Source organism: Streptomyces sp. NPDC057854, from assembly GCF_042797055.1.
In the GTDB taxonomy this organism is placed as follows: Bacteria; Actinomycetota; Actinomycetes; order Streptomycetales; family Streptomycetaceae; genus Streptomyces.
Genome location: NZ_JBHVMF010000003.1, coordinates 297,462 through 316,556 on the forward strand (window position 1 = coordinate 297,462; position 19,095 = coordinate 316,556).

14 protein-coding genes are annotated in these 19,095 nt (G+C 73.4%); 7 read left to right on the forward strand and 7 right to left on the reverse strand.

Annotated elements, in window-relative coordinates; genetic code table 11:
* Positions 1 to 575 precede the first annotated feature (575 nt).
* Both ACFVQZ_RS07635 and ACFVQZ_RS07640 read left to right on the forward strand, forming a co-directional pair.
* On the forward strand, positions 576 to 1,265 hold the full coding sequence (locus ACFVQZ_RS07635) for an ABC transporter ATP-binding protein (protein ID WP_383620384.1): 690 nt from the start codon (positions 576 to 578) through the stop codon (positions 1,263 to 1,265).
* On the forward strand, positions 1,262 to 3,508 hold the full coding sequence (locus tag ACFVQZ_RS07640; RefSeq protein WP_383620386.1) for an ABC transporter permease: 2,247 nt from the start codon (positions 1,262 to 1,264) through the stop codon (positions 3,506 to 3,508). The genes ACFVQZ_RS07635 and ACFVQZ_RS07640 overlap by 4 nt, the downstream gene beginning before the upstream one ends.
* A gap of 31 nt (positions 3,509 to 3,539) precedes the next feature.
* On the opposite strand, the gene ACFVQZ_RS07645 is transcribed toward ACFVQZ_RS07640, so the two are convergent.
* Entirely contained in the window at positions 3,540 to 5,600 is a 2,061-nt protein-coding gene (locus ACFVQZ_RS07645) for a protein kinase (RefSeq protein WP_383620388.1), read from the reverse strand.
* Between the two features lie 166 nt (positions 5,601 to 5,766).
* A complete protein-coding gene (locus tag ACFVQZ_RS07650; RefSeq protein ID WP_383620390.1) occupies positions 5,767 to 6,765 on the reverse strand; it encodes a LuxR C-terminal-related transcriptional regulator in 999 nt (332 codons plus the stop codon).
* Between the two features lie 174 nt (positions 6,766 to 6,939).
* Between ACFVQZ_RS07650 and ACFVQZ_RS07655 the strand changes: the two genes are divergently transcribed.
* The 4 genes from ACFVQZ_RS07655 to ACFVQZ_RS07670 all read left to right on the forward strand — a co-directional run bounded on the left by ACFVQZ_RS07655 (position 6,940) and on the right by ACFVQZ_RS07670 (position 10,500).
* Positions 6,940 to 7,236 (forward strand): hypothetical protein, encoded by a 297-nt coding sequence (locus tag ACFVQZ_RS07655; protein WP_383620392.1) that lies wholly within the window; start codon positions 6,940 to 6,942, stop codon positions 7,234 to 7,236.
* 274 nt (positions 7,237 to 7,510) lie between these two features.
* Positions 7,511 to 7,690: a hypothetical protein gene (locus ACFVQZ_RS07660; RefSeq protein ID WP_030494837.1), complete on the forward strand. Its 180-nt coding sequence runs from the start codon at positions 7,511 to 7,513 to the stop codon at positions 7,688 to 7,690.
* 244 nt (positions 7,691 to 7,934) lie between these two features.
* Positions 7,935 to 9,284: an FG-GAP-like repeat-containing protein gene (locus tag ACFVQZ_RS07665; RefSeq protein ID WP_051787817.1), complete on the forward strand. Its 1,350-nt coding sequence runs from the start codon at positions 7,935 to 7,937 to the stop codon at positions 9,282 to 9,284.
* A gap of 82 nt (positions 9,285 to 9,366) precedes the next feature.
* Positions 9,367 to 10,500, forward strand: coding sequence for an FG-GAP-like repeat-containing protein (locus tag ACFVQZ_RS07670; protein WP_383620395.1), 1,134 nt, complete (start codon positions 9,367 to 9,369; stop codon positions 10,498 to 10,500).
* A gap of 46 nt (positions 10,501 to 10,546) precedes the next feature.
* Here the strand turns inward: ACFVQZ_RS07670 and ACFVQZ_RS07675 are convergent, their stop codons facing one another.
* Positions 10,547 to 10,792: a DUF397 domain-containing protein gene (locus tag ACFVQZ_RS07675; protein WP_383620397.1), complete on the reverse strand. Its 246-nt coding sequence runs from the start codon at positions 10,790 to 10,792 to the stop codon at positions 10,547 to 10,549.
* Entirely contained in the window at positions 10,789 to 11,652 is an 864-nt protein-coding gene (locus ACFVQZ_RS07680) for a Scr1 family TA system antitoxin-like transcriptional regulator (protein WP_383620399.1), read from the reverse strand. Before ACFVQZ_RS07680 ends, ACFVQZ_RS07675 begins: the two co-directional genes overlap by 4 nt.
* 91 nt (positions 11,653 to 11,743) lie before the next feature.
* Here ACFVQZ_RS07680 and ACFVQZ_RS07685 point away from each other — a divergent pair, with 91 nt between their 5' ends.
* The gene (locus ACFVQZ_RS07685; protein WP_383620401.1) at positions 11,744 to 12,175 is read left to right on the forward strand and encodes an ATP-binding protein; all 432 of its coding nucleotides are present in this window, start codon (positions 11,744 to 11,746) and stop codon (positions 12,173 to 12,175) included.
* Here ACFVQZ_RS07685 and ACFVQZ_RS07690 read toward each other — a convergent pair.
* The 3 genes from ACFVQZ_RS07690 to ACFVQZ_RS07700 all read right to left on the reverse strand — a co-directional run bounded on the left by ACFVQZ_RS07690 (position 12,169) and on the right by ACFVQZ_RS07700 (position 19,060).
* Complete coding sequence (locus ACFVQZ_RS07690) at positions 12,169 to 14,379, reverse strand: FG-GAP repeat domain-containing protein (RefSeq protein ID WP_383620402.1); 2,211 nt, start codon at positions 14,377 to 14,379, stop codon at positions 12,169 to 12,171. The genes ACFVQZ_RS07685 and ACFVQZ_RS07690 overlap by 7 nt on opposite strands.
* Positions 14,380 to 14,415: 36 nt before the next feature.
* The gene (locus ACFVQZ_RS07695; RefSeq protein WP_383620403.1) at positions 14,416 to 16,665 is read right to left on the reverse strand and encodes an FG-GAP repeat domain-containing protein; all 2,250 of its coding nucleotides are present in this window, start codon (positions 16,663 to 16,665) and stop codon (positions 14,416 to 14,418) included.
* A gap of 151 nt (positions 16,666 to 16,816) precedes the next feature.
* On the reverse strand, positions 16,817 to 19,060 hold the full coding sequence (locus tag ACFVQZ_RS07700; protein WP_383620404.1) for a hypothetical protein: 2,244 nt from the start codon (positions 19,058 to 19,060) through the stop codon (positions 16,817 to 16,819).
* Positions 19,061 to 19,095 lie beyond the last annotated feature (35 nt).

Genomic DNA, 19,095 nt, shown 5'->3' on the forward strand with positions numbered 1-19,095 from the left:
AGAATGCCGCGCGAACAAGCCATGAGAAGAGGGAGTTCGCGAGAGGGCTTCGGCCGTCTCCATCGCTGAGTTCCGTTCCGTATGTGCCGCAAACGCTCACTCGCACCCGCCGAAAAGTCCCCAGGTGATCACCGCACTTGACGCATTCCAGTTGTCTGCTGCTGGCAATTACGGGATGCGGGTACGCTGCTGGTGCGTTGCTCGATCCGCCGTCATGCTGTTTCGAGTCATGTTGAAATACCCCCCTTCGATCGCCCGTTACGAGGCGGCATAGTCGCGGTCCATCGCCCCCGGTGATGCCTTCGCAAGCCGGCGAGGGACGGTCCAGGTGCTGTGGCGGTCAGCGACACGAAGGCGGCCCGGTACCACCGTCTACAGCTCGGCGGACACGACCGACTACGTGACCAGGCTGCGGGCGTGCCAGGAAGTGGATTTCCTTCCGGACAGCTGCTCGTCCTACTCGTACCGGTAACGATTCCACTGCCTGAAAGGCCGTAGGGATGGCGGGGTGGCGCGTGGGGCGCGTCACCCCGCATTGCATGAAGACAGCGAGAGAAAGTCGCAGGAGGGGCGCCGTGGCGGAAGCGGTTCTGTCGGTGCGGGGGCTGGTGTACGACGTGCCCGGGCGGACGTTGTTCGGGGGGCTCGACCTCGATGTCGGGCCCGGGGAGTCCGTCGCGGTGATGGGACCCAGCGGATCCGGCAAGTCCACGCTGCTGTCCTGCGCCCTCGGGCTCGTCCGGCCGGCGGCCGGGACCGTCTCCGTGGGCGGCGCCGACATGACGGGGTTACGGGGCAAGGCCCTCGCCCGGCACCGCGCCCGGCACATCGGCATGATCTTCCAGTTCGGTGAACTCCTGCCGGAACTCTCCCCCCTCGACAACGTCGCCCTCGCCGCCCTCCTCGCCGGAGCCGACCGCGAGGACGCCTACCGGCGCGCCGGAGAACTCCTGGCCGAGCTCGGGGTGCCCGACGCGGCGACCAGCGTGGAGCTGTCCGGTGGCGAGCGGCAGCGGACGGCCGTGGCGCGCGCCGTGATCAACTCCCCGACCCTGCTCCTCGGGGACGAACCGACCGGCGCCCTCGACGAGACCGCCCGGGAGAAGGTGGCGGACACGCTGTTCGCCATGCCCCGGCAGCACGGCTGCGGCCTGCTCCTCGTCACCCACGACCCAGCCGTCGCGAGCCGGGCCGACCGCACCCTCACCCTCCACGGGGGAGCACTCGTCCCCGTACCGAGGAACGGGCAGGCGGCCGTCCGATGAACCACCGCCCCCAGCCGGCCCACCGCCGCGCCCCGAACCGCCGCCCCGGTCTCACCCGGCGCCTGCTCGCCGTCGGGGCCGAGGCCGGGCGCCGCGCCGAGGCGGGCCGCGTCCGCTTCGCCGCGCTCCTCCTCGCCGCTCTCACGCTCGCCCTCGCCCTCGCCTCCGTGGTCGCCGCGCACGCCACCTACCAGGGGCAGGAGGCCCGGGGGAAGGCGCGCGGACCGGTGTTCCAGCAGGACGCGCCCGACCGTCCCGCCGTGGCCCTCTGGAGCGTCACCGGCGACTCCGTCCCCGGGAGCGGCCAGTTCCCGGTCGTGTTCCTCACCCGGCTGACCGAGGACGCGCCGCTGCCGCCCGGCCTGGCGAGCTGGCCCGAGCCCGGCGAGGCCGTGCTCTCGCCCGCCCTGTGGGACCGCCCGGGAGCCCGGGACCTGGCGACCCGCTACGGCCGGACGGTCGGCACCATCGGAGCCGAAGGGCTCCAGTCGCCGGACGAACTCTTCGCCTACGTCGTGCCCTTCACCCGCGCGGAAGGGGACGGCGTCGATCCGATCGTCGGCTTCGGCCCGGACACCGGGTTCGTCGCCTTCTCCGTGGGCCAGCAGGACGACGCCAAGCCCGAGTGGAACTTCCTGCTCATGGGCGGACTTCTGCTCGTCCTGCCCGCCACCGTCCTCATGGTCGTCGCGGCCCGCGCCGGGGCGCACGCCCGGGACCGCCGTACCGCTCTCCTCGCGGTCCTCGGCGCGACCCCACGGAACCGCGCCCTGATCGTCCTGGGCGAGGCCCTGTACCCCGTCCTCGCCGGGGCCCTGCCGGCCGCCCTGGTGATCGCCCTCGCGGCCACGGTCGACATCCGCCTGCCGTGGGTCGGACACGTCCTGGTGGCCGCTGACGTCCGCGCGTGGTGGTGGGCGTTCCTGGCGGCCGTCCTCGCCGCCCTGCTGCTCGTGCTGGCCGTCGTCGTCCTCACGGACGCGACCGGCCGCGAGCGCGGGTCCGGCAACCGGATCAGAGGGGCTCGACGAGCTCCGGTGAGGTGGGCCGTCGCCTGTCCCGTTCTCGTTCTGATCGCCGTGCGCGGACCGGAGTTCTTCCCGACGGGCACGGCTCCGTTCGTCTTCGTCAACTGGCTGGGCGCCGCCGGCGCACTGGCCACGCTGCCCGCCGCGCTGGCCGTCGTTATCGGGGCTCTCGGACGCGGGCTGGCGGGGCTGGGCCGCCGCCTCGGCCGCCCCGGGCTCCTCGTCGCGGGCCGCCGCGCGGCGGCCCACCCCGGCCCCATGGCGCGGATGACCGCCGGAGTGGTGATCGCCATCGGCCTGCTGCTCCAGGCGGTCGCCTGGCAGGGGCAGCTCGGCTCGTACGCCAGGGCGGCCCAGGCCACGGTGGACCGTATCGGCACCTCGGCGCTCGTCGTCCGGCCGCCGACCGCCACGGCCGGTCAGTGGACCGCCTTCTCCCGCGCCCTGCCCGCCGGGACGGAGACCCTCTCGCTGACGTTCGAGCCGCAGGCGGGCCGGACGACGGTCACCGGCGGATGCCCGGCGCTCAGCGCCCTGGGGCTGCCCTGCGCGTCCGTGCCGGCGAGCGAGGTGGGCCTCGCGGCCGACCCCCGCCTGCGGGAACTCCTCGGCTGGAGCGACAGCGGCCGGAGCGCGGTGCGGGTGGTCCTGGGGGCGCCCGTCACCGGGCAGGGCGACGGCCGGGGCTTCACCCAGACCGTCCTGCTGTCACCCCGTGCGGGCGCGGACCTGTCGGAGGAGCGGATCAAGCAGGTCGCGTACGCGTCGTTCCCCATGGGCGCCAAGGTCGCCACCATCGGCGGCGAGTGGCTCACCGCCGCCCGGGTGAACCAGCTCCAGGGCGAGTGGCTCACCCTCTTCGGGCTCGCGGGCATCGTGATCCTCGCCATGGCGTCGGGGTTCGCGGGCCTGGCCGAGTTCCTGCGCCAGGGACGCGCGCTGGCCCCGCTCGCGACGCTGACCGGCAACGCGCGCGTGTACTGGTCCACGGCGCTGTACGGCATCCTCCTGCCGCTGGTCCTGGCGGGCCTGGTGGGCTCCGTCGTCGGCGCGTGGCTGGTCCTTCCGCAGACCGCGTCCGGGTCCTCGTACGTCTCCGACGGCCTGCTCGTCGCATGCGCCACCGCGGCCGCGCTGATCGGCGCCGCGGGCTGGGTGTGGGGCGCGGTCGTCTCCGTACGGCAGGCGGCGGCGTGGCGGCCCCGGGGCGAGTGACCCCGCCCGGGGCCGGGCCGGCGGCGGGCGGTCAGAGGGCGCCGATGGTGCGCCAGTGCTGGCTGGCTTGGGAGGTGTTGCAGGTGAAGGTGATCAGGGCGCCGGGGTTGACCGACAGGCACTGGCCGTTGCTCGCGTTCACCAGTTGTCGGCCCGCCGAGGTGGAGGCGCCGTACTTCCACGACTGGGAGCCCGCGCCCGTGCAGGCGGAGAGCGAGACCGAGAAGCTGCTGGCGACGTCCAGGCACTGGCCGGACCTCTTGCTGACCAGCCGGAAGGAGCCGTCCGCCTGGGTCCTGAACGTCCAGGAGTAGCCGACGGCGGCCGTGCTGGTCCCGCACCGCGTCGAGGTGACGGCGGACTGGCCGGGGTACTGCGGCTGCCGCTCCGCCAGGCAGTCGCCGCTGGTCCCGTTCTCCACCGCGTACGTCGACGAACCGCCGCCGCCCGAGGTCGGCGCGGGCCTGGGGGCGGACGTGGTGGGGGCGGGGCGGGGTGCGGAGGTCGCGGGTGGGCGGGTGGTGGTCGTCCCGCCGCCGGACGTCGAGCTTCCGCCGGATGTCGAGCCGCCGCCGGAGGACGTGCTCCCGCCGGACGTCGAGCCGCCGCCCGAGGACGTGCCGCCGCCGCCCGTCGTCGAGCCGCCGGAGGTCACGGTGCCGCCGGAGGTCGTGGTGCCCCCGCCCGTCGTCGCGCCGGAGGCGGACGCGCCGCCTCCGTCGCCGCCGGCCGCGGCGCCGCCGGAGGGCGGGTGTGCCGTCGCCGCGCCGGACGGCTTTCCGGCGGACGGCTGGGCCGTCGGTTTGGCGGAGGCGGAGGGGGAGGAGGGCTTCGCGCCCGGCTTCCCCGTGGTCGCCGGCGGGACGGACGGTGTCAGGGTGGCCGTCGGGGAGGAGGGCGGCCGGCCCTCCGCGCCCGCGCGGCCGATCTCGTACGGGGCCAGGGTGAGCGTCAGCGTCGTCCCCGTCGTGATCACGACCGGGACGGCCATCATGACGATCCGGTTCCGCCGCTTGCGCGCCCTGCCGTCCGCCGCCGCCCGCCCGTCGAGCGGGTGCACGGTGCCGGGCGGCGGCGGGACCGCCGGCTGCGGGGTCAGGGGCGCCGTGGCCACGTCCCTCGACGGGTCGGCGGCCTCCAGCTCGGCCAGCGCCTCGGCGGTCGGCGCCCCGGCCGCGAACGCGGCCCGCTCGGCGATCCGCGCCGCCACCGGCTCCGGCCAGCCGACCCCGGCCGCCCGCGCGTCCGCGTGCCCCACCAGCTCCGTCGCCGTCGGCCGGTCCTCCGGGTCCTTCGCCAGACAGGTCCGTACGAGGTCCGCCAGATCGGGGTCCGTCTCCGCGAGCCGCCCGAAGTCCGGCTCGCCGTGCACGACCCGGTAGAGCAGGTCGTGCCCGGAGCCGTCGCCGAACGGCGGCCGGCCGTTCGCCGCGTACAGCACCAGGCTGCCCAGCGCGAACACGTCCGCCGCGCCCGTCAGCCGCCGGTCCGCGACCGCCTGTTCCGGCGCCATGTACGCCGGCGTGCCGATGATCATCCCCGTCTTGGTGAGCCGGCTCTGGTCCGCCGCCCGCGCCACGCCGAAGTCGATCAGCGAGAGGCCGTCCCCGGTCAGCATCACGTTGGACGGCTTCAGGTCCCGGTGCACCATCTCGGCCGCGTGCACCGTCCGCAGCGCCGCCGCCGCCTCCCGCAGCAGCCGCCACAGCGCCCCCGCCGGCAGCGGCCCCTTGTTCAGCCGCAGCGCGTCGTTGAGCGTCACGCCCGGGATGAACTCGGTCGCGAACCACGGCGGCTTCGCCAGCCGGTCGCTCGCCAGCAGCTTCGTGCTGGCCCCGGCGGGCAGCCGCGCCAGGTTGTCCAGCTCGTGCCCGAAGTGGCTCAGGAAGTCCCGGTCCTCGGCGAGCGCCGGCAGCACCCTCTTGACGGCCGCGTACGTCCCCGGCACCGCGCCCAGGTAGACGCGGCCCATCCCGCCGGACCCGAGCACGCCGAGCAGCCGGAAGGCGCCGATCGCGCGCGGGTCGTCCGCGTCGAGCGGCATCGCGCCGCTGCCGCGCAAACTAGAGTCGTTTTCCAGTTCCCCCTGCATGGGGCACAGGGTAGCCCAGTGCGGCAGGCATCTGAATGGCCCTCAAGTCCCGGGGTGAGGGGCGAGGTTGAAGGTTCGGTGAACGGCGGGGCCGGGGCGGGGGCCGGGACGAGGGGCGGCCGGGGCCGCCCGGGGCCCCTTGCCGGGCCCTCCCCGAAGAGGGCCGTCAGGCCGGGTGGCGGGGCAGCCAGCCGCGCTGCACGGCCCGCACGCCCGCCTCGAAGCGGCTGCGGGCGCCCAGCCGTTCCATCAGGTCGGTGGCGATCCGCCGGGACGTGCGCTGGGAGACCCCGAGCCGCTTGGCGATCGCCTCGTCCGTGAAGCCCTCGGACAGCAGCCGGATCGTCGTCGCCTCCTGGCCGGTCAGCCCGTCGGCGTCCCGGACCGCCGGCCGCCCCAGCGGCTGCGCGGCGGCCCACGTGGTCTCGAAGAGCGCGCACAGCGCGCTCAGCGTGCCCTGCCCGGTCAGCACCACCGCCCCGGCCGCCGTGTCGTCGCTGTTCACCGGGATGACGGCGGTCGAACGGTCCGTGATGATCATCCGGGTGGGCAGGACGGGCGCGGTACGGATGTGCGCGCCGCGCGCCGACAGCCAGGAGACGTACTCGACGGTGTGCGGGCTGTTGCGGGCGCTGTCGAGGTAGATCGTCCGCATCCGGATCCCGCGCTTCAGCAGCTCCTCGTTGAGCGGGCGGGCCGCCGCGATGGACTCCGGCGTGTGGGCGCCGTCGGGCGCGAAGGTCATCACCTCGGTGGTCATCTCGCGGGTGAGCCGGGCCAGGCACTCCCGTATCCGGTCGAGACCGATCAGCTGCTCCACGCCCGGGCTCGGCTCCGCCGGCCGCAGGTCGGCGAAGTCGGCGATCAGCTGGGCCGCGGCGGCCCGCGAGGTCTCCACCCGCTGCTGCTGCGCCGCGAGTTCGGCCTGCTGCCGGGCGAGCAGGATCTCCATCCCGATGTCCGGCGAGACGGCCCGCAGCCGCCCCTCCTGCTCGGCGGACGGCCGGACGAGCGCCAGCTCGCTCAGCAGGTCGAGCGCGTCCCGCACCTGCTCCTCACCGAGTCCCGTCGCCTCCGCCAGGGCGGCCACGCCGGCCTGCGGCTGCGCGAGCATCGAGCGGTAGACGGACTCCGCGCGCGTGTCGAGGCCCAAAACGGCCAGCATCTCCAACCCCCCGCGAGAGACAGCACCAGCGAACTTCTCAGGCATCGTGATCATGCCATAACCGCAGGTGACCGGGCAGGTTTCCGCCGGGTCCTGGCCGGAACCGTCCATGGCCCGAAACGACCCCGCGTCAAACGTTGAACACGGGTCTACCTTCCTGTTTGGCTCGTACGCATGTATCTCATCCACGCGAGCCTGCGGGCGCTCGGTGGCGCTGCGACGCTCCCTTCCGACACCCGCGCTCTCGTCCTCGGCCAGGTGCTGCCCGGGGAGCGGGTCGAGCACGTGGCCGTCCACGCGGACGCGCTGCCCCACCCCGTCCTCGGGCTCTACGTCCTCTCGGGCCGGCTCCAGGACGCCGAGGCGACCGCCCGCGCGGTCTGCCGGCGCGCCCTGCTCAACTGCCCCCAGCTCGACGGGTGGACGCTGCTCCGCGCCCAGGCGCCCCTGCTCGCGCCCTTCTTCCCGTAGGGGCCCGGGCGCCCGGGGCCCGGGGCGGCCCCGGGGTGGACGGAAGGGTCCAAGGCCCTTTCGGGCCAGCCGGAAGCCCTTCCGGAGCCTGCGGCGGGCGACGAAGGTAGTGCTCGCCGGCAGGGAACACCGACCGGCGGGCAAGGACCGGAAACGCGTCACCGCGGGACGCGCACCGGTTCGGGCCACCACCCCGGGCACCCCGCCCGGACCCGCCCCGGACACGGCCCCGGGCCCAGCGCCCCCGGCCCGTACAGAGCAAAGGACTCACGCCATGATCAGCACCCGTATCGCCCTGGCCGCCGCGGTCGCCGTCCTCGCCCTCGCCGCCCCCGTCGCCCAGGCCGCCACCGCCGGCCCGGCCGCCGCACCCGTCACCGGGGCCGTGACCGTGGCCGCGAGCCCGGCGGAGGAGCCGGTCGTCGCCACCCCCGACGACATGATCTGGCAGTAAGTCCCCGGCACGTCCCCACCGGCGCCCCTCACGCGCCACCCGCCACCCCGGCCCCGCTCACCCGACCGCTGCTCCTGCAGGGCAGCAGTCGCAGGAGCAGCGACCGGCACCGGCGCAGGACCCGGCGCAGCAACCGACGCCGGCACAGCGACCGGCACGGCAACCGCCCCACCCACCGGCGCCGGCGCCCCGCGCGGCCCCCCTCGACCACCTCTCGGCAGTACCGACCCTTCAAGGATCTGACATGTCCATGTCTTTTCGCGCCCGTCGTACCGTCTCCGCCACCGGCGTCATCCTCGCCGCCATGGGCTGCACCGTGAGCCTCGCCGTCTCGCCGGCCTTCGCCGACACCACCGCCCAGGCCGCCGCCCTGGCCCGGGCCCAGCTCGGCGACCACGCCTGCTCCACCAACTCCCTCGGCGGCACCGGCTTCCTGACCAGCTGCAACACCTCCACCGGCACCGAGGCGGAACCCTGGTGCGCGGACTTCGTGAAGTGGGTCTGGAAGAACTCCGACTTCAACGTCAACGGCACGACCGCCGCCGCCTCGTCCTTCTACTCCTACGGCCAGGCCAACGGCACCCTGCACACCTCGTCCTCGTACCAGCCGCAGGTCGGCGACGCCGTCGTCTTCAACTACTCGGGCGGCTGGGCCCAGCACGTCGGCATGGTCACCGCCGTCAACGCGGACGGCTCGATCCTCACCACCCACGGCAACTGGAGCGACCGCGTCGCCGACGTCCCGGTCAGCGCCTCGCAGAAGCAGGTCGGCGACACCCCGAGCGGCATCGGCCAGCGGATCAGCGCCTACGTCTCCCCGGTCGGCGCGACCCCGGCCTCGTACAGCAAGGGCGACCGCGACTTCACCAGCGACCGCAACGACGACCTCCTCGGCGTGAGCGCGAGCGACGGCAAGCTGCGCATGTACGCCGGCAACGGCGACGGCGACTTCGCCTCGCACGAGGTCGGCCCGGGCTGGGGCGCCATGGACAAGGTCAAGGCCGCCGACTTCAACAACGACGGCGACGGCGACCTGGTGGCCCGCGAGGCCGCCACCGGCGAACTGCACCTCTACCTCGGCAACGGCAACGGCGGCTTCAAGTCCCGCACCGTCATCGGCACCGGCTGGAACGCCATGGACGACTTCGTCGCCGGCGACTTCACCGGCGACGGCAAGGCCGACATCGCGGCCGTCCGCAAGGACGACGCCACCCTCCGCCTCTACGCCGGCACCGGCACGGACGTCTTCTACGACAAGCAGATCGGCTCCGGCTGGTCCGGCATGTCCAAGCTCGCCGCCGGCGACTTCAACGGCGACGGCCGCGCCGACCTCGTCGCCCAGGTCGACGCCACCGCCAACCTCAACCTGTACGTCGGTACGACCACGGGTGTGGCCCCCGCGATCCAGATCGGCCAGAACTGGGGCGGCATCGGCAAGCTCACCCTCGCCGACATCGACAGCGACGGCCGCGCCGACGTCGTCGCCACCATCGCCAGCACCGGCGACCTCTACCTCTACAAGAGCCAGAGCAACAGCCTCAAGGCGGGCGTGAAGGTCGGCCAGGGCTGGGGCGGCATGAACCACCTCATCTAAGCGGTGCCCACCGGGGCCCGTTCCCCCAGGAACGGGCCCCTCACCGACCGACTTCCCCCTCCGACACGAAGGTCAGCCCGCCATGCCCTCGCACGCCCCGCGCCGCACCGCCCTCCCCCTCCTCGCCGCCACCGCCCTCGCCGCCCTGCTCCCCCTCACCGCCGCGTCCCCCGCCTCCGCCGCGTCCGTCGCCACCTGGGACAAGGTCGCCCAGTGCGAGTCCGGCGGGAACTGGTCCATCAACACCGGCAACGGCTTCTACGGCGGCCTCCAGTTCCTGAAGTCCACCTGGGACGCGTACGGCGGCGGCACCTACGCCGCCTACCCCCACCAGGCGTCCAAGATGGAGCAGATCCTCGTCGCCGAGAAGGTCCTCGCCTCCCAGGGCGAAGGCGCCTGGCCCACCTGCGGCCCCCGGGCCGGCCTCGGCTCGGACCACCAGGACCCGTACCCCGCGCAGCCGGTCGTCCCCCGCGACCACGACTTCACCGGCGACGGCAACGACGACCTGCTGAGCGTCAGCGCCGCCGACCACAAGCTCCGCCTCTACGCCGGCAACGGCGACGGCCAGTTCGCCTCCAGCGAGGTCGGCGCCGGCTGGGGCGCCATGGACAAGGTCAAGGCCGCCGACTTCAACAACGACGGCGACGCCGACCTCGTCTCCCGCGAGGCCGCCACCGGCGAACTGCACCTCTACCTCGGCAACGGCGGCGGCGGCTTCAAATCGCACACCGTCATCGGCACCGGCTGGAACGCGATGGACGACTTCGTCGCCGGTGACTTCACGGGCGACGGCAAGGCCGACATCGCCGCCGTCCGCAAGGACGACGCGAGCCTCCGCCTCTACTCCGGCACCGGCACCGACGTCACGTACACCAAGCAGATCGGCACCGGCTGGTCCGGCATGTCGAAGCTCGCCGCCGGCGACTTCAACGGCGACGGCCGCGCGGACCTGGTCGCCCAGGTCGACGCCACCGCCAACCTGAACCTGTACGTCGGTACGTCCACAGGCGTGGCCCCGGCGATCCAGATCGGCCAGAACTGGGGCGGCATCGGCAAGCTCACCCTCGCCGACATCGACAGCGACGGCCGCGCCGACGTCGTCGCCACCATCGCGAGCACCGGCGACCTGTACCACTACGCCAGCATGAGCAACAGCCTCAAGCCCGGCGTCAAGATCGGCCAGGGCTGGAACGGCATGAGCCACCTCATCTGACGCGACGAACCGCCCGGCCCCTCCTGGGGCCGGGCGCTTCCGTCGTTCAGGCCCGGGACGCCCCCGCGACGAACGCTGCCCAGGCGGCGGGGGAGAGGGCGAGCTGCGGGCCGTCGGGAACCTTGGAGTCACGGACGTGGACGGTGGAGGGGTGAGCGGCGACCTCGACGCACTCGCCGCCTTCGCCGCCGCTGTAGCTGGACTTGCGCCAGTCGTAGGCGACCTCGATGCAGTTACCGCCGGAGGCGTCGCTGTAGCTGCTCTTGAACCAGGCCAGATCCGCGGTGCTCATCGTTCTCCCAGCAGTTTCTCGATCCAGGTCAGGGACTCCCGTTTGGAGAGCGCCTGTGAGCGCAGGATTCCATAACGCTCAGAGTGCTGGCGAACCTCTTCCGGATCGGTGATCAGCCGTGCGTGGCCGTAGATTTCGGTGTACGCGACCTCCCGCCGCCCTGGTGGCGTCAGCAGGGTGAAAGCACCGCCCAGGTAGGGGTGATCGTCTCTGTCGAGCATCAAAACCTGGAGCTCTACAGTTCGGCGCTGGCCCACCTCAAGGATGCGCTGCAGCTGTTCCCGGTGCACTTGTCGACCGCCGAAGGGGCGGAGCAAGACCGCCGCCTCCAGCACGAAGGTAATCGTTGGCGCCGGCCATCTCTCAAAGAGCGCCTGCCGCGAGATGCGGTCGGCGATCCGCCTCTCGATCGTTTCCTCGTCCAACATCGGACGGCGGTGCTCGAACAACGAGCGCGCATATGCGGGCGTCTGGAGGATGCCCGGCACCGCCTGCACCTCGTAATAGTGCGCCGCCAGCGCCCGCGCCTCCTCCTTCGCGAAGCTCTGGAACCAATCCGGGTGCCGTACCCGCGCCCGGGCCAGCGCCTCCTCCGTGTCTTGAACGGCCGCCGCCAGCACGCCGCCCGCGTTCAGCACCGTCTCCGCCCGCAGCAGAAACTCCGGCTGCAGCGTCCGCACCCCCCGCTCCATCGCCGAGACAAGGTCCTCGCTGCAATGCGTAGCCGAAGCCAGCTGCGCCTGGCTCATCCCCGCGTTCATGCGCAGCACCTTGAGGATCTTCCCCAGCGCCTTGAACAGGTGCGTCGTACCGTCCACTTCGGAGGGCTTCTCCGGCCGCTCCTCTTTGTTCCCCGACATCCGTACCGCCCTCTTGGCGTACCCGTACAGTTACCCAGCGTCGTGGCGTCGCTGCTGGTCAGCGTACGGCCGGGGCGCCACCCTCGAAGGCATGAAGCCGGAAATCTCCACTCCAAGAAGTGAGCGCACGCCGGAGTTCGCGCTGCGCCTGAGCCCCACGCCCCGGGGCGCGCGGCTGGCCCGCCTCCTCGCGGCGCACCAGTTGCGGGACTGGGGCGTCACGGGGGCCGCGGCGGAGGCGGCGGAGCTGGTGGTGGCCGAGCTGGCGAACAACGCGGTCCAGCACGGCCGGGTCCCGGGCCGGGACTTCGAGCTGCGCATGGGGTACACCGGCGACCACGTGACGGTCGAGCTGTCCGACGCGCGGGGCGAGAGCCGGCCGTTACCGTGCCGGGAGCCCGACGAGGGCGGCTACGGACTCCTCCTCGTAGCCACCCTCGCCACCACCTGGGGCGTCAAGGACCGTCACGTCGGCAAGACGGTCTGGGCGACCGTCCCGCTGGCCCCGGCCGTGCGTCAGTAGTAGGTGCCGCTCCCCAGGTAGTAGTCGTGCATGTCGTTGCGGGCCGCCAGGGGCCGCTTCCAGTCGCCGGTGCCGCGGTAGAGGGCGGGGCCGGTCCCGTCGACCGCCATGAGGTCGACGCGGCCGTCGCGGTTCTGGTCGCCGACGTCGATGATCTGGGTGAAGCCCTTCCAGCCGCCGCCGATGCGGGTGCGGGCGGCGAAGGTGCCGTCGCCCTTGCCGAGGTAGAGCCACAGGACGCCGTCGCGGTCGCGGGCGACGAGGTCGCCGGCGGGGGCGCCGCCGAGGTTGCCGACGGCCGCGATCTTGTCGTAGGTGTTCCAGCCGCCGCCGACGCGGGTGCGCGCGGCGAACGGGGCGGTGGCGTTGCCGGTGCCCTTGTACAGCCACAGGACGCCGGTCTTGTCGGTGGCGACCAGGTCGGTGCGGCCGTCGCCGGTGAGGTCGGCGGCGCTGGTGAGCTGGTCGTAGATCTGCCAGCCTCCGCCGACCTTGACGCGGTGGGCCAGGCCCGTGCCGTTGCCCTGGTGGAGCCAGAGGACGCCGGTGCGGTCGCGGGTCAGGATGTCGGCGTGGGCCGCGCCGCCGACGTTCGCGGTGGGGACGATCCGGTCGTACACGTTCCAGCCGCTGCCCAGGACGGAGAGGGAGCTGCGGTTGCTGGCGGCGTCCCAGGAGGAGCCGATGTAGACGACGGTGTTCCGGTAGAACCCGCCGGTCTCGGAGAGGGACAGGACGTCGGGGAGCCCGTTGTCGTCGAAGTCGTGCGGGACGACGGGGCGCTGCATGCGGAAGGTGCCGGTCGTGTCGAGGGCCGGGCCGATCCCGTTGTGCGGCTTGGCGGTCAGACGCCAGGTGTAGGCACCGTTGGGGCCGGGCACGTCGGTGTCGAACTCGCCGTTCCAGTAACTCTCGGCGGTGCCGTTGGCGTCGGCCCAGAGCTTCAGCGTCCGGGACCACCCGCTCGCCACGTGGGTGAGGGTGGCGGTGGCGACGACGTGGGTGTTGCTGAGGCGCCAGGTCAGGGGCACCGGGTGCCGGTTGTCGAGGTTCATGACGGCCGGGAGGTCGCTGCCCAGCAGCGTCACCGCGGTGGGCCGGCCGGTGCTCGCCACCTGCCGTGCCGCCGGCACGCCGTCCGCTCCCGGGGCGATCCGGTACATGCCCTCGCCGGCGGCGAGGGTGCCGCCCTGCACGAGCGCGGTGCCGTCCGGGCCGGGCGCGGACGCCGTGTACGTGTCGAGGACCTTGAGCGTCGTCGCGCCGGTCAGGGAGCGGGCGGTGAGGCCGTACAGCGGGTTCGGGGTCGAGTACGACTTGTCATGACCGCCCATGCCGTAGAGCACCCACCCGTCGATCAGCCTGACCGACACGCCCGTCGCCTTCGTCAGGGGGATGCGCAGGGCGCCGGCCGGGGTGCCGCCCCGGGGCATGACGACGACGGTGGCCGTGGAGCTGGACGGCTGCTCGACCCAGGCGAGGTGGGTCGCGGAGGCGGCGACGGAGACGGCCGGGTGGGCGGGCGCCACGTCCACGACCCGCTCGGCCCGCGCGGTGTCGACGAGGGCGATGCGGGAGGTGGCGGTGGTGTCGGCGGGGTCCGTGTACCGCACCAGGACGGTGCCGGGGGCGGGCGTGGAGAAGGAGGTGATGTCCGCCCCGGCGGGCAGGCCGGTGACCGGGTCGGCGCGCAGCCCGTCCGCCGTCGCGGTCACGAGGTGCAGTTCCTCGCCGCCGGACGGGTTCGCCCGCACCGTCACCAGGGAGGCCGGGCCGACCGGGTACCCGGCCTGGTAGCCCGCGCCGAGCGCGGCGAGGTCCATGACGACGGGCTCGGCGGCCGTCCCCATGTCGCGGAAGGTGTGCACCAGCCCGTCGACCTTGACGACCACGTCGGTGCCCCGGAGGTGCCGGTACGGGCCGGTGCCGTGCGGCAGGGCGGTGGTGGAGCCGTCGGCGTACCGGGTCCAGACGGACGAGCTGACGCCGTCGGCGGAGTGCCACGTCAGGAACCCGGACGGCCCGGCGGCGTACAGCGTCCCGCCGTCCCGGATCACCGGGACCTCCTGCTCGACGGCGGTGGCCTCGCCTGCCGCCACGGCGACCGGCGCCCCGGCGGCCACCGCCGGGGCGGTCAGCACTCCGGCGGTGACGGCGAGGGCGACGAGGGTGGCCGCGGCGAGGCGGCGGGGGGTGGATCTCATGGACTGCTCCGGGGGTGGTGAGGCGTGGTGGAGGGATCAGAAGAGGACGGGGCGGGTGCCGTACGGGGAGGCGTACGGCGGGATGCCGATCAGGTGGCGGGCCTTGAAGGGGGCCTTCCAGTCGCCCGTGCCCTTGTAGACGCTGAGCCAGGGGTCTTGCTGCGTGCCGTCCTCGGCGAGCAGGTCGGCCCGGCCGTCGCGGTCGACGTCGCCGATGTTGACGATCTGGTCGTAGGTGCCCCAGCCGCCGCCGACCCGGACGCGCGGCGCGAAGGTGCCGTCGCCCTTGCCGAGGTACAGCCACAGGACGCCGTCCCGGTCGCGGGCGAGCAGGTCGCCGGCCTTCGCGCCGCCGAGGTCGCCGGGGGCGTTGAGGAGGTCGTACGTGTTCCACCCGCCGCCGATCCGGACGCGGGGCGCGAACGGCTTGGCGGCGGTGCCGGTCGCCTTGTACAGCCACAGGACGCCGGCCTTGTCGGTGGCGACGAGGTCGGGACGCCCGTCGCCGGTCAGGTCGAAGCCGGCCGCGAGCTTGTCGTACGCGTTCCAGCCGCCGCCGACCCGGAGGGGCTTGCCGAGCGCGTGGCCGGTGCCCGGGTACAGCCACAGGTCGCCGGTGTCCTTGCGGCGGGCGACGACGTCGGAGTACGGGCTCGCGTCGAGGTTCCCGGCGGACAGCATCCGGTCGTACACGTACCAGCCGCCGCCCCGCTCGGTCCGCTCCCAGTCCCGGTGGGGCCCCTCGACGAACTGCCGTACGTCGTACGAGGCGAGGTGGCCCGAACCGTCGCGGAGGAGCAGGTCGGGCGAGCCGCTGTCGGAGTAGTCGTGCGCGGCGGTGCCGCTGTCGACGGTCAGGGTGCCGGTCCGCACGACCTTGCCGCCGACCCCGCTCATCGATTCGACGGTCATCTCCCAGGTATAGGCCCCGTTGTACGTGGCCGTCCCGGTGTAGGCCAAGGGGCGGGCCTGGGCGTCCCAGCCGCCGAACGTCCCGTCCCAGTCGAACGCCGCCTCGGTCTGGGTGCCCTTGAGTGTCCGGCCCTGGGACCAGCTCCTGCCCGACTTCGTGTGGGTCACCTGGAGGCTCACCCACACGTCGCTGCGGCCGTACGTCCACCGCAGCACCGCCTTGGCGCCGGCGCGCCGGAAGTCGGCGGCGGCCGGCACCTGTTCGGTCAGGACGGTGGTCGGCGTGGTCGCTCCGTTGGTGGCCAGCAGGGTCGCCGTCGGCCGTCCGTCCACGCCGGGTGCGATCCGGTAGACGCCCTTGCCGCCCTCCGGAGTGCTGCCCTGCGCCAGCAAGCCGTCGCCGGCGCCGAACAGCCATCCCGTGGCGGAGGCGAGGAAGCCGCTGACGGTCGTCCCGTCCTGGAGGGAGACGGCCGAGAGCTCCTTCCCGGGAAGGCCGTACACGGCCCAGTCGCTCAGCAGGGAGACGCGCACGGGGGACCCGCCGGCCGGGACCGCGTGCCGTGTGGTCTGCGTGGTGCCCCGGCGGACCGCCACCAGGGTCACGTTGTTCTGGGAGTCCGATTCGGGCCAGGCCAGGTGGGTGGCCGACACCGCGATGCTCCCGTTGGGGGAGAAGCGGGGCACGGCGCGGTCCTCCACGACCTTCGCGGTCGCGAGGTCCACGACGGCCAGGCGCTGCCCGGTCACGCCGCCGACCGTACCTCTGTACTGGACGGCGAGAACGCCGGAGGCGGAGTACGCGCTCCTGTAGATGTCCGCATCGGCGGGAAGGCCCGACACCTGGCGGTGGACGACCGTGTCGGCGGGCTTGGAGACCAGATGCAGGCTCTCGCGCTGGGTTCCGTCGTACCGCACCAGCACGAGAGAGTCCCCCGCGAGCTGCGAGAGGTACGCGTTCGTGCCGATGGTGCTGGTGTCGATGTCGACGGACGCGCCGGCCATGTCCAGCAGCCGGTACACGCTCCGGCCCATCTGCACGGCGACGCGGTCGCTGTCGGGGGCCGCGACGGGCCGGTAGTGCAGGGCGTCCTGGGGCAGAGGGATGACCGCCCCGTCCTCAAGCCGGTGCCACCGAAAGGCGCGGCCCGTGCCGTCGTCGGTCACGGTGTCGGTGATGAAACCGTTCGCTCCGGAGCCGGTCAGAATCTCGTCCGTGCCGAGGACGAAGGGCCCTGCCTGCCCCGCCGTGGCGGACGCGGCCATGGGGACGGGCGGCGCGGCGAACGAAGGGGCGGCCGTCCCGGCCGTCACTGCGAGTGCGACGGCGACGGCCACGGTGAGGCGGCGGCCGGCCGGGCGGAGGTGCTTCAAGGGGATTCCTCCCGAAGTCTGTGGTCGAGACGTCGGTGCGTCTCGACCACAGGACTCCTGAAGGTCGTTCAGGGTTGTACGGCAGTTCGAAGCAGGTTCCCCCGTTCGTCACGCCGCCCGCCGGCGGGACTCCCGCCCGCCGCTCCGGACGTCAGGACACGTTCGTGAACTTCGTGCCCTCGTTCGGGTACAGCCACGTCTTCATGCGCGCGAACGGCGCGGTGGCCGAGCCCGTCGAGCGGTAGACGTACGTGCCGCCCGAGCCGTACGCGATCAGGTCCGGACGGCCGTCCGCGTCCACGTCGCCCGCGCCGACGAGCTGGGAGAACGCGTTCCAGCCGCCGCCGATCCGCTGGCGCGCCTGGAAGCTGTAGCCGTTGCTCTTGTAGAGCCACAGCACGCCGTCCTTGTCGCGGGCGACCAGGTCGCCGCCCGCGTCGCCGGCGACGTTCCCGAGGGCCGTGATCTGGTTGTAGGCGCCCCAGCCGCCGCCGACCCGGATCCGGGGGGCGTACGGCTTCGCCAGGTCGCCGGTGCCGCGGTAGTACCAGAGGTAGCCCGCGGTGTCGACGGCGAACAGGTCCGCCGCGGCGTCCGGGGTGTGCCAGTCCGAGCCGCCCGCGAGCTTGGTGTACGCGCCCCAGCCGCCGCCGACCCGCACCCGCGTCCCGAAGGTGCCGTCGCCCTTGCCCGGGTAGGTCCACAGCACGCCGGTGGTGTCGAGGGCGACGAGGTCGCCGTTCTTGTCGCCGCCGATCTGCCCGGCCGCCTCGATCTGCTTGTACGTGTTCCACCCGGAGCCGATCCGCGTCCGGCGGGCCGACTGCGCCTGGCCGTTGACCGGCCAGTCGTACAGGTCGTCGCGCCACAGCACGCCCGCCGCGTCCCGGGCGAGGACGTCGGTGGAGCCGTTGTCGGTGTAGTCGTGCGGGTTGGCGGTGCGGGTGACGGTGAGCGTGCCGGTCCGCGTGTCGGTGGCGGTCCCGTCCTGGGAGGTGGCGGTGACCTGCCAGGCATAGGCGCCGTTCGGGGCGCTGACGCCGTCGAGGACGCCGTCCCAGGCCGTCCCGAACTCGCTGCCGCCGTCGGCGAGCGGCGGCAGGTCCCGGACGAGCTTCTTGCCGGAGCGGGTGTGGGTGAGCGTCAGGGTGACGCGCGCGTCGGGCCGGGACAGCTCGACGGAGAGCGGGACGCTCGTACCCGGCTTCTCCAGGCTCACCGAGGCGGGCACGGACGCGCGGGTCACCTTCAGGGCGACGACCCGGCCGGTGTCCGCGACGAGCGAGAGGGCCGGCTTGCCCGCCCAGTCCGCCGTCACCTTGAACAGGCCGTCGGCGGTGCCCGTCGCGCCGCGCACCAGCAGGCTGCCGTCCTCGTGGTGGGCGACGGAGGAGAAGTTCTCCATGACCTTGACCGGCGCCGGGGCCGCCTGCGTCAGGTCGAGCGCGTACAGCGGCGTCAGGACCTCGGGGCCCGCGAACGGGTCGCGCTGGGCGGCGTAGAGGGCCGTGTCGCCGATGATCCCGGCGAGGACGGCCTTCCCGGGCACGTGCGGGAGCGTGAGGGGGGCACGGCCGTACACGCTGAGCTGCGCGCCGCCGCCCGCCGGGTGGGTGATCCAGGCGCGGTACTTCCCCCCGATCGCGCCCGTCGTCGACGCGTCCCAGTCGCCGCCCGGTCCGCCCGGGGTCTCCTGGACCATCGGCGTCCCGGTGGGCACGAGGACCACGCGGTGCGTCGTGTACGGGTCGGGCTGCTGGTTGCTGAGCCGGTAGCCGCGGATGAGGACGAGGGCGACGAGGTTGCCGCTGGCGTTCCGGCCCGACGCGACGACCTTGTGCTCCGTCTCGGTGTACTTGTTGAACTGGTTGCCGTTGGTGTCGGTGAGCTTCGTCTTGCGGACGACGCCGTTGACGTGCTCCAGCTGCCACAGCTCGCGGCCCACGCCGGACTCGGCGGTCCGGCTCTCGTAGGCGACGTTGTGTGCGACGCCGGCCAGTTCGCCGGTGAGGGTGTGGTTGGCGTACTTCCCCTGCGTGGGGTTGTAGTGGGTGAGGTAGCCCTGGTTCTGCGTCACCATCCAGTCGGAGAAGGAGTCGTGGACGTTCGTCTCGCTCCCGAAGACGGCGGTCGAGCCGTCCGGCTTGTGCAGTGTCAGCGTCCGCTCGCCGTTCTCGTCCGTGCAGGACGTGACGTAGCCGAAGGAGCCGGAGGACACGACCTCGGCGCCGACCGGCAGCAGCCCGGGCGCGGACGGCTCGCAGCGGGCCGTGGCGGTCGCGGCGGCCGGGGCGGCCACCGCCGGGGCGGTGACGAGGGTGCCCGTCACCGCTCCGACGGTGGTCAGGGTGACGAGGGCGGCGGCGAGCCGGCGCCCGGTGATGCGGTGGTTCACGGTGCTCCCGTTCGATAGGAAGACGACGAGGAAGA